Raw genomic sequence first — 13,090 nt, forward strand, 5'->3', positions numbered from 1 at the left:
GCCTAGCGCGCGCCCAGTTGGGGAGGAGGGTTATTTGAAATCGACCCACTCGGCGCCCGCGTCAGCCGAGCGGACGCAGTTTTCGAGCCACCGAACACCTTCCGTACCGGCTCTGATGCCTGGGTAGTGGTGGGTCTTCAGGAATGCTTCGTCGCCGCGCTTTTTCGCGTCGATAGCCTGGCCGATCCAAAGGTAGATATTGGACCAGCTATCACCGAGGCCTTCCGTGTGCAGCGCGCCCATGCGGTCGACCGCGAGACTTTCCTCTTCGAGGTAAGGCATCCCGTGATGCAGGGTACGACTGGGCTCTCCCTGCACTTCGTAGATCAACTGGTCTGGATGAGAGTCTGACCACTCGACGGAGGCCTTTGAGCCTACGAAACGATAACGTTGGGAGCCCATGTTGCCCGCATTCACGGACGAGACCCAAAGGCGGCCCCGCGCACCATTGTCGTAATGCATCAGGACCGTTGCATGGTCCTCAAGAGGTGCGCGTGTCGGGATGAATGCCTTGCGGTCGCAAAGCAGCCTCTCGATATGCATATGCGGCAACACGACTTCGGAGAGATAGTAGAGGTGCGTGCCGATGTCGCCGAGAACGAAGGTCGGCCCCGCCGTAGCCGGATTCGTACGCCATCTGACGGCCTCGCCGGCACCGGTGTCGTCGCCGGAGTTGAAGCCATGGGTATATTGCATGTCGACGATGCGGATATCGCCGAGCATGCCCTTCCTGACCATCGCGGCCATCTGATGAACCAGAGGATGGCCAGTGAACCCGTAAGTCACGCCGACGATCAGCCCCTTCCTTTCGGCGAGTTCCGCCACTTCCTCGCATTCGGCGACAGTGAAGAACAACGGCTTTTCGCAGATGACGTGCAGCCCGGCCTCCAGGCAAGCCTTGGTGATCTCGTAGTGCGTGAAGTTCGGCGTTGCGATCGAGACGACCTCGACGCCGTCGCTCCGCCCCGCCTCGCCTGCAATCAGTTCCTGATAGGTGGCGTAGCAGCGATCCCCGGCAACTCCGAGGCCGGTACCGAAATCGCGACCTCGCTCCGCATCGAGATCGAATGCGCCAGCGAGCAGCCGATAAGTGCCATCCCTGAGCGCCCCGGTGCGGTGCTTGTACCCCACCTGCCCGGTGCGTCCGCCACCAACCATGCCCCAGCGAAGCGGGCGCGAAATCTTCATTTCTCCGTTGATCATCTTCTGACGTTCCTAAAAATTGGCCCCACGGTTCATTCCGCCGCGATAGCGGTCGGCGGCCCGTAGAGGGCGGGTTTTGCTACCATGTTGACTGGTTCAAGGAGGCCGCTCGCGACAGCGCGAAGCGCGGCGTCGGCCACGAGCGTGGCCGCGTATCCGTCCCACGTCGACGGGCCTGTCGCGGTGCCCCGCGAGGCGGCCACAATCCATTCCCGAAATTCCTGGTCGTAGGCTTCGATGAAGCGCTCACGCCAGTCCTCCGGGATCGCCTGACGAATCCCATTCGCATCGGAAATCATCGGTGCGGGACGGTTTGGAAGTGCCACCACCCCCGCCTCGCAACTGACCTCGCCGCGGATGTCGTATCCGTAGGCAATGTTTACCGAGATCTCGACGTCGACCAACGCACCCGATGCCATGTGCAGAAGCACAAAGACTGGATCACGCAGCTCGCCGCCGCGCGAAGACCGGCGTGGCACGCGCACTTCCACGCCGGCAACCTCGTCGGAAAGAAGCCAACGGGAGATATCCGCGTCGTGCACGAGCGTGTCGTTCAGCGGCATTTCCGATGTGTAGAGTCCCTCGGGCACGGACGCATTGCGATGCACGGAGTGAAACATGAGAGGCGCGCCGAGTTTTCCATTGTCGACCACCGCCTTGAGGCGGCGATAGTCAGCGTCGAAACGGCGCATGAATCCTACCTGGACGAGACGCCGCCCATGGGTCACCTCCGCCTCCATGACGTGAAGTGCGGCCGCTTCAGATGTCACGAGAGGCTTTTCGCAAAATACGGGCTTGCCGGCGGCGATGCAGGCGAGCAGTTGCTCCTCGTGCGCCGGCCCCCAAGAGCAGATGACCACGGCCTGCACTTCTTTTGAGGCAATCAGAGCCGTCGGGGTGGTGAAAACCTCCGCCCCCTCTGGGGCAGCGGCGGCGGCGCGCGCTTGATCGATATCGGTAACTCCCACGATCCTTGCACCGGAGAGCGTTTTCGTAAGGCGACGGATATGATCCTGCCCGATCATTCCGGTTCCGATGACGCCAACCTGAAGGGTCATTTCGCCCCCCAGTATTTCTCGATGTAACGCTGCATCTCGGCGCGCATGAAGCGTCCCGAATGGTCGGCCTTGTCTTCCCAAGCGAAGACGCAGGCAGTCATGATGCCGTCGAAACCGATCTCGCCCAGCGTGCCAAAGAATTCATCCCAAGGAACCTCGCCCTGGCCGATGTTCAGGTGCTGGTGCACGCGGGCCTGTGTGCCGGGCGGGTTGAGGATGTAGCGCAAGCCCGACGAGGCCTTGTGGTTGAAGGTATCGCCGACATGGACGTGGGCGAGAACGTCCTTCGCCTCGCGCAGCATCGCCTTGGTATCGTCGCCGAAGTAGAAGGTGTGCGGCGCGCAGTAGAGAAACGTTACGTTCTTCGAATTGATCGTGCGGATGATGTCGAGGGCCGGCTGCAGCGTCTCGCACCAGTCTTCAGGATGCGGCTCGACATTGAGCTGAATGCCTTCGCGTTCGAAGATTGGCACCAGCTCTTCCATGGAACGCCACCAGGCATCCTCGCAGGCCTCGATCATCGAACCTGTATGGCAGCAATAGCAGGAGCCCTTGTCCGGATGCGGGCCGCGGCCGAACTCGGAGTTCATCGTGTCGACTTCCATCTCGACCGCGATCTCGATGGCGCGCTTCCAGTGTTTCACTGCGGCCTGGCGCTCGGCTTCGTCATTGGACGCCCAGCGGTACATGGGCAGAAGCGACGCAATGCCGACGCCGCTTTCCCTCAGCGCTTTCTTGAAGCTCTTCATTCGCTCCGGAAAGACGCGTGGCGCCTTGAACCATTCGAGAAAATCGCCGCGGGGCGAGAGTTCGATCCACTCGTAGCCGAGCTCGGCCACTTTCCGGGGTAATTCCTCCAGCGAAAGATGGCGATGCATAAACGGGTCCAGTGCGATCTTCATTGCGACCTCCAAATTTGGACGCAGATCTCCATTCAGCTCCGGCGGTGGTCGAAGCTGTGCGCCCTGTTCAATTGCGGTTCTGATGCCGTCAGCGTTTATTGAACGGGTGGCGGCGCGTGCCCGTCGTGAGTGTCCATGTAGGTCTCGATCTGGGCCTCCAGATCGGCCATCGTTTCTCCGCCTGCCATGAGATCCGTAATCTCCTCGCGGGTCTTCTCTCCCCGTCGGAAATCGGCCGCGATCGCGCCGCGGATCAGGACAGCGAAATGGTCACCGACGGTCATGGCATGCATGACCTGGTGGGTGATGAAGATCACTGCCAACCCTCGTCGCTTCGCCTCGTTCACGATCCGCAACACGTGCGCTGCCTGCTTCACGCCGAGTGCCGCTGTGGGCTCGTCAAGGATCAGCACACGGGCGCCGAGGTGCACCGCGCGCGCGATTGCAAGGGATTGGCGTTCGCCGCCCGAGAGACCGCCGACAAGGCGATCTCCATCATCGATCCGGGTAATGCCAAAGTCCTGCACCGCTTTCACGGCAATCTCGTTGGCCCTCTTGCGGTCATAGATCTTGAATGGACCCCAGCCCTTCGTCGGTTCCACGCCGACGAAGAAGGAGCGTCCAATCGACATCAGAGGAAAGGTGCCTCCGAACTGGTGCACTGTCGAAATGCCCATTTCCTGGGCTTGGCGCGGACCGCTGAACTCGACCGGCTTGCCGTCCATCAAGATCGTGCCACGGGTTGGTTTGTGTACTCCGGCGAGAGTCTTGATCAGGGTGGATTTTCCAGCGCCATTGTCACCCAGAAGGCAGAGTACTTCGCCGCCCCGGACATTGAGCGAGATGTCATGCAGCACGTCGATCGGGCCAAAGCTTTTGTCGACATTCTTGAGTTCGATGATAGGGGTGTTGCTAGACATGGTCGGCCCTCTACTTTCTCTTCGGCGCATAGTTCAGTGCTATCCGCCTGAACGCGTTGTTCATCAGTACGGCGGCCATAAGCGTCACGCCGATGATCAGACTGGACCAGTTACGATCGATGTCCGTGAAATAGATGCCCTGGTTCACGATCGCGAAGGTGAGCGCGCCAAGGAATATCCCTGCGACGGAGCCAAAGCCCCCGGTGAGCAGGACACCGCCCACGACGATGGAGACGATCGTGTTGAAGATGTAGTTCATTCCGCCGGAAACCTGCGCGGAGTTGAAGAGGATCGCCCCGCACATTCCAACAAAGGACGCAGCGACGCTCGACAGCACGAACAGGCCTATTTTGACGCGATCGGTGGGAATTCCGGCGTTTCGCGCGCTGATCTCGTCTCCCCCCATTGCGAAGATCCAGTTGCCGTAGCGGGTTGAGTGGAGGACGAAGCCGAAGACGACCGTCAGAGCGAGCCACCAAAGGATGATCACTTGGAATTTGCCACCGATAAGCTGCCCAAAGATTGTTTTGGCCCAGACCGGTGCATCGAGAGGAACCGAGGCGGCTCCGGTAAGAAGCACGGAGCCTGCGAGAACGAGCCCCTGCACCGCAACCAATGTTCCAAGCGTGATGATCAGGGAAGGCACGCTCGTGCGGACTGCAAGCACACCGTTCACCAGTCCCACGAGAACGCCGAAGCCGAGCGCACCCAACATACCAACCACGATCGGCAACTCGTAATAGCCGGACAGAATTGCGATAGACATCGAACCGGCGGGGATCATGGCTCCTATGGAGATATCGATCTCGCCCGCAATCATTAGGAGACCAACGGGCAAGGCGACGATACCGAGGTTCGCGGCAAAATTTACCCAGCTCGCAGCGCCGAACAGTGAAGTAAGGCTGACGCCGCCGAAGAAGACATAGAAGGCAATCACCGCGATGAAGCTCAGCACGGCACCGAACTCCGGTCGGCGCACGACAGGCAAGATGGAAAAGCCGTTCATTTCTTGGCCCTCACTTCTTCTTCTTCGTTGCGTAGGACATGGCCATCAGCCGGAACCTGTCATTCGTCATGACGGCGATCAGCAGGAGTGCGCCGATAATGACGCTACCCAGGTTCGGATCGATGCCGGTGAAGTAGATGCCTTGGTTCACGATCGCGAAAGTGAGCGTGCCGAAGACGATGCCAACCACTGATCCCGCGCCGCCGGTCAAGAGCACTCCGCCGATGACCACGCACATGATCGAATTGAAGATGAACGACTGCCCTGCGAGAACCTGCGCGCTTTGGTAGACGAAGACCTGGGTCACGCCGACAAACGCCGCACAGAAGCCCGACAGCATGTAGAGCGCAACGGTCAGCCTTCCCGTCGGGATACCCGCGTTGCGTGCCGACACCTTGTCTCCTCCCAGAGCGAAGATCCAATTGCCCACAGGCGAAATGTGCAGCAGGTAAAAGAACACGCAGACGAACAGTGCCCACCAGAAGATTCCTATTTGGAACATTCCGCCGATGAACTGGCCGAGGATTGCCTTGGCGGTCGGGCTCGGGACAAGCGATACGCCAGTGCTGCCGGCGATGAGCACCGTAAAGCCCAGGGTCAAACCCATGACGGCGAACATCGAGCCGATGGTCACGATCAGGGACGGCACGGCGGTACGATTGACCACGTATCCGTTGACCAGACCGACGACGAGCCCGACGCCGAGGCCAGCGAGAATACCCACCAATTCGGGAAAGCCGTAGTGACCGGTAACGATGGCCACCGTGAGGGATGCCGCCGGTATCACGGCGCCGATCGAGAGATCCATTTCCCCCGCGATCATCAGCAGCCCGATTGGTAGAGCGACAATTCCGATTTCGGCCGCAACATTGAGCCAACTTGCATAGCCGGCCGGGGACAGGAACACCCCTCCGCCGAGTATGGCGAAGAAGACGAACACCGCGATCAAGCCCAGGAGCGAGCCTGCTTCGGGTCGACGTGCGAGCTGCCCTATCATCTCTTTGACATCTTGGCCGCCCGAAGCGACCGATGAGGTATGCACACCACTTGTCGTATTCATTTGATACCACCAAATGAAGTCAACGACCGGAACGGTCGGCACGGTTGCAGGATGGAAGCCGCCCGCCTCGCTGGCAGACAGCTTCGCAGCTTCAGCGAGCGGCTAGCGCGCGCCCGCCTTCACGCCAGCCAATGTGGCATCGACGTTCGACGAGTCGATCACTCCGGGACCCGTCAGGATTTCCCGGGTTGGTACCGTGAGGCCGTAGTTGACCTTCCCGTTCAGGATGGAAACGGCCAGAAAACCCTGCAGATAGCCCTGCTGGTCGATTGCGCAAAGTTGAGTGCCATTCTTGATGTTGCCCAGAATGGTCTCGTCCATGTTCATGCCGCAGACCTTTACCTGCCCTTGCTTTCCGGCTTGGGTCACCCCGTTCACGGCGGAGTTCGTGTCGACGTTGCCGATTGCAAACACGGCATTGATCTCCGGATGTTGGAGCAGGTGCGCCTTGAGCGCCTGCGCCACAGCGGTGGCGGAGCCGAAGGACGTCGCTGGCAATGGCAGCGCCGAACCGACCCCGCCGCCTTCCGTCACGCCATCGGTCATGCCTTTGCAGAAGGCTTCGATGTTGGCCGCTCCGGGCAAAGTGTTGAGGCAGACGGCATTCTTCAGGTCGTGCTTGGCGAAGTAGGCTCCGGCGGCCTTGCCCGACAGGTAGTCGTTTGAGCCGACATAGTTCATTGCACCGAGCCGGTCCGCGGCTTCGATGCCGCCGGCATTGTAGATTACCAGGGGAATGCCGGCATCCACGACCGCCTTGAACGCGGGATCCATCGCTTCGGGCACCCAGTCAGGCCCGACGATGGCATCGGCACCCTGATCTATCGCCTGGCGGATCAGTTCAGCCGCGTCCACTCCCAGGTTGTCGTAGTTCTGCGGGCCAAGCCAGGTCACTTTTCCTCCCTGGGCTTCCACGACCTTGCCGGCATCCTCGGCGCCACGCTTCACGATCGACCAGAAGGGATCGTCGGGCTTTCCACCGACAACGAAGATATTGGCGGCCAAAACCGCGGTGGCTGTGCATGTAACAATGGCAGTAATCGACACGGTTGCCGCGAGGTGGCGCAACTTGCTCATTTCGGTGTCCTCCCATGGCCGGGCCCGTCGCCTCGGCCGTGAAGGAATTCATATCTAATACTTGAATTTCCACCAATAACAAATAACAATTAATGTGTAAAACGTGTCATCTTGTGTCATTCACGATGAAACAAACACAATGCCAAGGAGGCCACCATGCGCCGGCCGACAATTGCAGATCTTTCCAAGGAAGCTGGTGTTTCGATCTCGACGATCAATCGCATCCTGAGCGGAACCGCATCGGTGAAGGCGACCACCGTGCAACAGGTGCAGGCAGCTGCGGAGCGCATTGGATTTTACGGCGTTGGCGCGATCGAAGATCGCCTACGCAAAACCGTGCCGAAATACCGGCTTGGGTTTTTGCTGCAGCAATCCACCCGCGAGCTCTACCAGCTTTTCGGCAAGAAAATCGTCGAAGCCTGCCGCGCGCGCCGTGACGACGTCGTTGATCCTGTTGTTGATTTCGTGGATCTATTGTCGCCGGAAAATATCGCCGGCCGACTTAAGGCCTTGGGCACAAACTGTGACGCTGTCGCGGTTGTCGCCGCGGACCACCCGGTCATCGCCCAAGCCATCCGGGAACTCCACGACAAGGGCAAGCCTGTCACTGCGTACATCACTGACCAGTCCGCCCGCGAAAAGGCTGCTTATGTTGGGGTGGACAACTGGAAAGTTGGGCGAACCGCGGCATGGCTTATCGGGCACATGACGACCGGGCCAGGACGCATTGCTGTGTTCATCGGCAATCACCGCTATCAATGCCAGGACGTCTCTGACGCAAGTTTCCGCTCCTTTGTGCGCGAACACGCGCCGCATCTGACAGTCGAGGACAGCCGCCCCACGCACGAAGAACCGAACGAAGCATATCGTATGGTCAAGGAGTTGCTGGCCACGACCGACGACCTCTCCGGCATACTGATCGTGGGCGGCGGCATCTCCGGGATCTTGCGCGCCCTGAGAGAAATTCCGGAGGAGCGCCGTAGAAACATCCGACTGATTTGCCGGGACATCGGTCCGGAGACAAGAAAAGGGCTGTCGGAGGGGCTGATCACGGCGGCCTTATGCCATCCGTTGGAACAGACGTCTGCCACGTTGGTGCAGACGATGATCGAAACAATCAATCAGGATGTGGTAGGCAGCACCATCCATCGCACCATCGCCTTCGATATCATCACGCCGGAAAACATCTGAATGGCGATACCGCGAGATTGTTCTCCAAAACGAGCCCGACTTCACCGAACTTACTCCGATCGCGGATTATCCGGCGATGGGGTCATAAATTCGGTCCGTCCACCCTATCCAAACTGACCGCGCCGTAAGATGCCTTCGCGAGGAGACATCCGGCACCTCTGCGAGGTGGCGCTTCCATCGGCGGCCGAGAACATTGGCTATGGGTCGCCATCAATCAGAGCTGCTCGAAGAGCTGGCGAGGCCTACGACAGGGCGAATATCCTGACCTTCCGCTGGATGCCATGAAGTTCCTCCATGCGGGAGACCGACGTGATGCCGCTGTTTCGCAGGTTCTCCGAGACTTGGGCATCCCCGACGATCGCCTCCGTCGTCAGGATCACATTGGGATCAGCAAGCCCTTGAACGCGGGAGGCGATATTGACCGTCTGGCCAAAGTAGTCCTGCCGGTCATTCAGGTTGACCGCGAGGCATGGTCCCTCATGGATGCCGATCTTCAGGAGAAGATCGTCGCTGCCGTGTTCGGCGTTCAATCGAAGCATTGCCTGCCGCATCTGCAGCGCGGCCGCCACTGCGCGGTCCGGGCTCGGGAAGGTCGCCATCACGGCGTCGCCGATGGTCTTGACGACCGCTCCGGCCTCCATGGCGACGATCTCGTGAAGGACCCTGAAATGCGCCCGCACCAGGTCGAAAGCCGCGAGATCTCCGACACGCTCGTAGAGAGCGGTCGAACCCCTCAGGTCCGTGAAAAGAAAAGTCAGGCTGGTGATCTTCAGGCGTTGGTCGACGTCAAGGGTATCGGTCCGGTAGATGTCGCGGAAGCTTTGGTTCGACAGCAGACGCTTGGCCGTCAGGAAAGGTCGCCGGCAGGCCAGCAGGTCGTGCAGGTCGTCTCCCGCAACGCAGACGTTCGGTACCACCCTGCGATGGGTGTGGTTCTCAAGGCTGATCCGCAGCGGGCCGGGGCGCAGGGTCAGCGTCTCGTTCAGCGCATGCGCCCGACTGATGACCATTGAGAGGTTTTGCCGTTCGTCGGTGGGCTCGCCCCTGACGTCGATGAACTGCGCCGTGTGGGTTACCGCATCGAAGATGATGACGAATTGAGCTGGTAGCTGCACCGAGATGAAAGCCTTCTCGCCCGGATCCAGCTCAATGATCTCCAACAGGGTGCGCCCGAACTTCGCTTCGAAGTCCTCCGGCAGATCGACACCGGAACTGAAGAAAATCTGGCGGTAGTACTCAAGCGGAGGCAGACGATCGGGGTCGTGAGCGGCAATCCTGCGGACCCTTGGACTGACGGTGAACGTTACCTCGACCATCTCGTCAAGGGTTGGCTCGTATCCGGCAGAGCAAAGCGCGCAATGATAACTCTCCTGGTCGACTGTCTTAAGGCTTGCACCGGTATCGAGGACGCCGCCGCATCCCGGGCAAAGGACGTTCCAGGTCATTTCGAACGCGCCCAGGCGGGCCGCATGCAGAAGCGCGGCGATGGTTTTCTCTTCATCGAGATGATGTGCTTCGGCGAAGGCGAGCGCATTGATGCGGTTGAGGTCACGATCGGAACCGCGCATGACGACGTTCTCGATGCACTCCACCGTTTGCGGGTCAGCCGCCTGTCGCAGAGTGGTAAAAAGCGCGTCCACTTCACTCATTAGACAAGCCTCGATGCGAGGAACACCACTGCCGACGACGCCAGCAGTGGACTATAACACGGCACACCCATGATAGAAATCTCGCCGCCCCGGTCTTGTTCGCTTCCAGATCCAGGTAGTGGGAATGCGTAGCCGCCGCGCTAAGGACGTCGCGGATCGGCATGGCTAGACTGACCTTGCCCCCAGATCTCATCGAGTTTTGAGTTCGCTCTAGCGGTTTTGTGTTGCTGCATTTGCGGTGATAGCGACGGGTTGATGATCCGAGGGAAGTTGGCAGGCGTTAGCCAGGCGACGCCAGTTTGCAGGCAGTGATCGTTATAGTCGCAGCGTCAGTTCGAAAGCGCTGAGCGGGAATGGGTCAGTGACGAAAGGGGATATCATATTTCGTCGAACTATTTCCTTCTCCACGGAACCGTGTGCTCTCCCAAAGAGGCCAACAAGGCCACCAGGGCGGCCTGTCGGTGAGTATCGGTCTTCTGGAAAATGGACTTGACCCTGCTACGGACAGTTTCCTTGGTGACACCAAGCGTTTCCGCGGCATTTTCGAGAGGCTCGCCGATTGCCAAAAGCGCCGCGAGACGCGCTTCCGCTGGTGTGAGCCTGAAGGCGAGACTGAACACCCGCCAGTCGGACTTGGCGGGCGGTACGATCTCATTGAGAAGCAGCAATGCTCGCGCGCAGAGAAAGGGGGACTTTGCCACGCCATCGACGGGCAGCATCCTGATCACGATTGGAGCGGCGTTCTCCCACCGCACAACAATTGGAGGTGCACACAAGGTCTTGCCCTCGCGAAGTCCTCGCAGTCGGTCGGTGACTTTGCCGTATGCCGCCTCGGCAAGGCGATCGCGGAACATCAGACGCCCACCAGCAATATGAATGGAAGTGCCCAATAGTCGCTGCGCTGCAGCGTTGGCATGGATGAACCTGCCTGTCGCGTCGATTGCCACGACGGCTTTTCCGATTTGATCGAACGAGTTGGCAACAGTCGACAACGAGACGCGGCCTGCAAGATGGGCAAGACTGCCAACTTCGTGCAATCGCATGGAGAACTGCTCGAGGATGGTCCTTTCTGTCTCTTCGAATTTCCCTTGGCGTAGTGATCGATGCATCGTCAGGGACCAGAAGTCTGGGCCGCCGCGCATCCCGATGCCAGCCCACCACTTTCCGTCAAAACGGGGTAGGAATTCGTCAAAAAATGGTGCGCCTTGGCCGACGGCGTTGGTCAGATCGCGATCCAAGGCAACCTGGCCCTGCATGTTCAGAACCCTCGCGCGCCGATGACTGTCAGCATCTCGCTCGGGCCAACCCTCGCGGACATACGTCTCCAGGCAATCCTTGAGGTGTGCGGTCGCCAGCGCTCCTTCGGACCCGGTCTGCGGAATCAGGGCAGCTCCCATGGCGCCGGCAGCCGTCGCCACGTCCTCCAGAAGTTCCGTCCAACGCGACGGATCCGCAACAATGTCTGACAAGTGCATGGACGCCTGTTGCAATCGCTTTATGTCGATCGACATCCCGCCCCCTACGTGATTGGTAAATACAATCAGCGCGCAGAATATAATAAAATATATTTCGAATTACCACAGGATAACTTGGTGCTTCCTCAGCAACAACTTCCAAATCCCGCACTATTTTGTTCATTTGATTTAAAACAGGAACTTAGGTATGCGCCCTAGGCCATGTATATCCATCGGCCTCACACCTTCTACGACGGCGTTGCCACGCAACGACGTTAGGGGGCAGCCAACCGTTGGGCTTCAGGCAAGGCCTCGTCTCTCTGGTATCCCGCGCCGTTCAATTCAGACACGCGGCAGGTCCCATCAATCTGCATCATCTGCCAATCAACCCCCAAAAGGGGGTCGAAAGCTCTCTTGACGAATGCTCCAGTCTTTCTCGCGGGGGGATCGGCCCTCCAACGTCACCGGAAAGAGGGATTGATGGGTACAAACTCCTCCTTGAAACTGGTGGGTGCGGTTGCAGCCGCTTTAACCCTCGGGCTTCAGGCACGCGCCTCTGACATCGATCGTGCGCCTCACTTTGACGTAGATGTCGCCATTGTATTCGCTGTTGATTTCTCGTCCTCGATCGATCCTGACACGGCCGACCTGCAGAGGAACGGCCATGTTGCCGCACTGACTTCCCCCGAGATCATCAACTCCATTTCGGGCAATCATCTGGGTTGCATTGCTGTGACTTACTTTGAATGGGCGAGCCCGGCACATATAAAGGTCGTCCTGCCGTGGGTGAAGATTTGCGGGCCTGCAGATGCCGAATCGGCTGCTCAGGTAATCAGCAAGAAGGGCGATACCGGCTTCAGCCGCCGGGGCAGAGGCGGAACATCCATTTCCTCAGCCATCGGAGTTGGAAGTCTGCTTCTCGACCAGTTTCCAGGAAGTGCGGAACGAAAGGTCATCGACATCTCTGCCAATGGAGAAAACAATGACGGCTATCCTGTTCAGCAAGCCAGGAATATGGCGGTCGAAAAGGGATACACGATCAACGCAATAGCCATCCCGAGCAAGGAAGATGAGGACCCTGGCCGTCCACTGGCTTCATACTTTGCCGACAACGTCATAGGCGGCTTTCAAGCCTTCGTGATGGAGCCGAGGGCCGCAAGTGACTACACCACGGCTTTGCGCCGGAAACTGGCAAGAGAGATAGCGCTGAACAGTGATCCGTATTCGTCGAAAACCGGGGATCGCATTGAGTGGCGACGTGTTACGGCCATCGCCCCCAAGCAGTGGACGAGATCGCAGCTTGCTGAGAATTTCATCCAGTCTTTCCGCATTGAGTAGCACGAGGTCGGAATTCCTGCCGCCATAGGCACTGCCCGGCGGGATATGAAGGCAACGGGACCTACGCGCTCGCAGCGGAGTTCGGCGACGACGGACAACCGGTTCGGGGGCTGCATACGATCAACCTTGAGGAAGCGGGGACAATCCAGGTTGAACAGGAGCGTATTGGCGCGGGGTTCACGAGCGAAGAGGTAGTCATCGAAAGGAGCGCCGGCGTGAAGCCGGCGCTGCG

Annotated in this window: 11 protein-coding genes and 1 pseudogene; 2 read left to right on the forward strand and 10 right to left on the reverse strand. The window is 59.3% G+C overall.

Annotated elements, in window-relative coordinates; all coding sequences use genetic code 11:
• Nucleotides 1-30 precede the first annotated feature (30 nt).
• The 7 genes from F3Y30_RS21440 to F3Y30_RS21470 form a co-directional block, all read right to left on the reverse strand.
• Nucleotides 31-1,203, reverse strand: a complete 1,173-nt coding sequence (locus F3Y30_RS21440; protein ID WP_203427213.1) for a Gfo/Idh/MocA family oxidoreductase — start codon at nt 1,201-1,203, stop codon at nt 31-33.
• A gap of 32 nt (nt 1,204-1,235) precedes the next feature.
• A complete protein-coding gene (locus tag F3Y30_RS21445) occupies nt 1,236-2,261 on the reverse strand; it encodes a Gfo/Idh/MocA family oxidoreductase (RefSeq protein WP_203427214.1) in 1,026 nt (341 codons plus the stop codon).
• Nucleotides 2,258-3,163, reverse strand: coding sequence for a sugar phosphate isomerase/epimerase (locus tag F3Y30_RS21450; RefSeq protein WP_203427215.1), 906 nt, complete (start codon nt 3,161-3,163; stop codon nt 2,258-2,260). Before F3Y30_RS21450 ends, F3Y30_RS21445 begins: the two co-directional genes overlap by 4 nt.
• A 95-nt stretch (nt 3,164-3,258) precedes the next feature.
• Entirely contained in the window at nt 3,259-4,083 is an 825-nt protein-coding gene (locus F3Y30_RS21455; protein WP_203427216.1) for an ATP-binding cassette domain-containing protein, read from the reverse strand.
• A 10-nt stretch (nt 4,084-4,093) separates the two neighbouring features.
• Nucleotides 4,094-5,089, reverse strand: coding sequence for an ABC transporter permease (locus F3Y30_RS21460; RefSeq protein ID WP_203427217.1), 996 nt, complete (start codon nt 5,087-5,089; stop codon nt 4,094-4,096).
• Between the two features lie 10 nt (nt 5,090-5,099).
• Complete coding sequence (locus tag F3Y30_RS21465; RefSeq protein WP_203427218.1) at nt 5,100-6,149, reverse strand: ABC transporter permease; 1,050 nt, start codon at nt 6,147-6,149, stop codon at nt 5,100-5,102.
• Nucleotides 6,150-6,251: 102 nt separating this feature from the next.
• Nucleotides 6,252-7,226: a sugar ABC transporter substrate-binding protein gene (locus F3Y30_RS21470; RefSeq protein ID WP_203427219.1), complete on the reverse strand. Its 975-nt coding sequence runs from the start codon at nt 7,224-7,226 to the stop codon at nt 6,252-6,254.
• A 156-nt stretch (nt 7,227-7,382) separates the two neighbouring features.
• Here F3Y30_RS21470 and F3Y30_RS21475 point away from each other — a divergent pair, with 156 nt between their 5' ends.
• A complete protein-coding gene (locus F3Y30_RS21475) occupies nt 7,383-8,417 on the forward strand; it encodes a substrate-binding domain-containing protein (protein WP_203427220.1) in 1,035 nt (344 codons plus the stop codon).
• 242 nt (nt 8,418-8,659) lie between these two features.
• Here the strand turns inward: F3Y30_RS21475 and F3Y30_RS21480 are convergent, their stop codons facing one another.
• The 3 genes and pseudogenes from F3Y30_RS21480 to F3Y30_RS21485 all read right to left on the reverse strand — a co-directional run bounded on the left by F3Y30_RS21480 (nt 8,660) and on the right by F3Y30_RS21485 (nt 11,577).
• The gene (locus F3Y30_RS21480) at nt 8,660-10,066 is read right to left on the reverse strand and encodes an adenylate/guanylate cyclase domain-containing protein (protein WP_203427221.1); all 1,407 of its coding nucleotides are present in this window, start codon (nt 10,064-10,066) and stop codon (nt 8,660-8,662) included.
• A 248-nt stretch (nt 10,067-10,314) separates the two neighbouring features.
• Nucleotides 10,315-10,434, reverse strand: a pseudogene (locus F3Y30_RS26485) (IS3 family transposase); the annotation flags it as partial.
• 24 nt (nt 10,435-10,458) lie between these two features.
• Nucleotides 10,459-11,577, reverse strand: coding sequence for a PAS domain-containing protein (locus tag F3Y30_RS21485; protein WP_203427222.1), 1,119 nt, complete (start codon nt 11,575-11,577; stop codon nt 10,459-10,461).
• A gap of 423 nt (nt 11,578-12,000) precedes the next feature.
• Between F3Y30_RS21485 and F3Y30_RS21490 the strand changes: the two genes are divergently transcribed.
• Nucleotides 12,001-12,858: a DUF1194 domain-containing protein gene (locus F3Y30_RS21490; protein ID WP_203427223.1), complete on the forward strand. Its 858-nt coding sequence runs from the start codon at nt 12,001-12,003 to the stop codon at nt 12,856-12,858.
• Nucleotides 12,859-13,090 lie beyond the last annotated feature (232 nt).

Source organism: Sinorhizobium sp. BG8 (assembly GCF_016864555.1).
Classification (GTDB): domain Bacteria; phylum Pseudomonadota; class Alphaproteobacteria; order Rhizobiales; family Rhizobiaceae; genus BG8.

Coding starts and splice junctions, on each gene's coding strand:
- F3Y30_RS21440 (WP_203427213.1), bottom strand. CDS start 1,203: ATGATCAACGGAGAAATGAAGATTTCGCGCCCGCTTCGCTGGGGCATG.
- F3Y30_RS21445 (WP_203427214.1), bottom strand. CDS start 2,261: ATGACCCTTCAGGTTGGCGTCATCGGAACCGGAATGATCGGGCAGGAT.
- F3Y30_RS21450 (WP_203427215.1), bottom strand. CDS start 3,163: ATGAAGATCGCACTGGACCCGTTTATGCATCGCCATCTTTCGCTGGAG.
- F3Y30_RS21455 (WP_203427216.1), bottom strand. CDS start 4,083: ATGTCTAGCAACACCCCTATCATCGAACTCAAGAATGTCGACAAAAGC.
- F3Y30_RS21460 (WP_203427217.1), bottom strand. CDS start 5,089: ATGAACGGCTTTTCCATCTTGCCTGTCGTGCGCCGACCGGAGTTCGGT.
- F3Y30_RS21465 (WP_203427218.1), bottom strand. CDS start 6,149: ATGAATACGACAAGTGGTGTGCATACCTCATCGGTCGCTTCGGGCGGC.
- F3Y30_RS21470 (WP_203427219.1), bottom strand. CDS start 7,226: ATGAGCAAGTTGCGCCACCTCGCGGCAACCGTGTCGATTACTGCCATT.
- F3Y30_RS21475 (WP_203427220.1), top strand. CDS start 7,383: ATGCGCCGGCCGACAATTGCAGATCTTTCCAAGGAAGCTGGTGTTTCG.
- F3Y30_RS21480 (WP_203427221.1), bottom strand. CDS start 10,066: ATGAGTGAAGTGGACGCGCTTTTTACCACTCTGCGACAGGCGGCTGAC.
- F3Y30_RS21485 (WP_203427222.1), bottom strand. CDS start 11,577: ATGTCGATCGACATAAAGCGATTGCAACAGGCGTCCATGCACTTGTCA.
- F3Y30_RS21490 (WP_203427223.1), top strand. CDS start 12,001: ATGGGTACAAACTCCTCCTTGAAACTGGTGGGTGCGGTTGCAGCCGCT.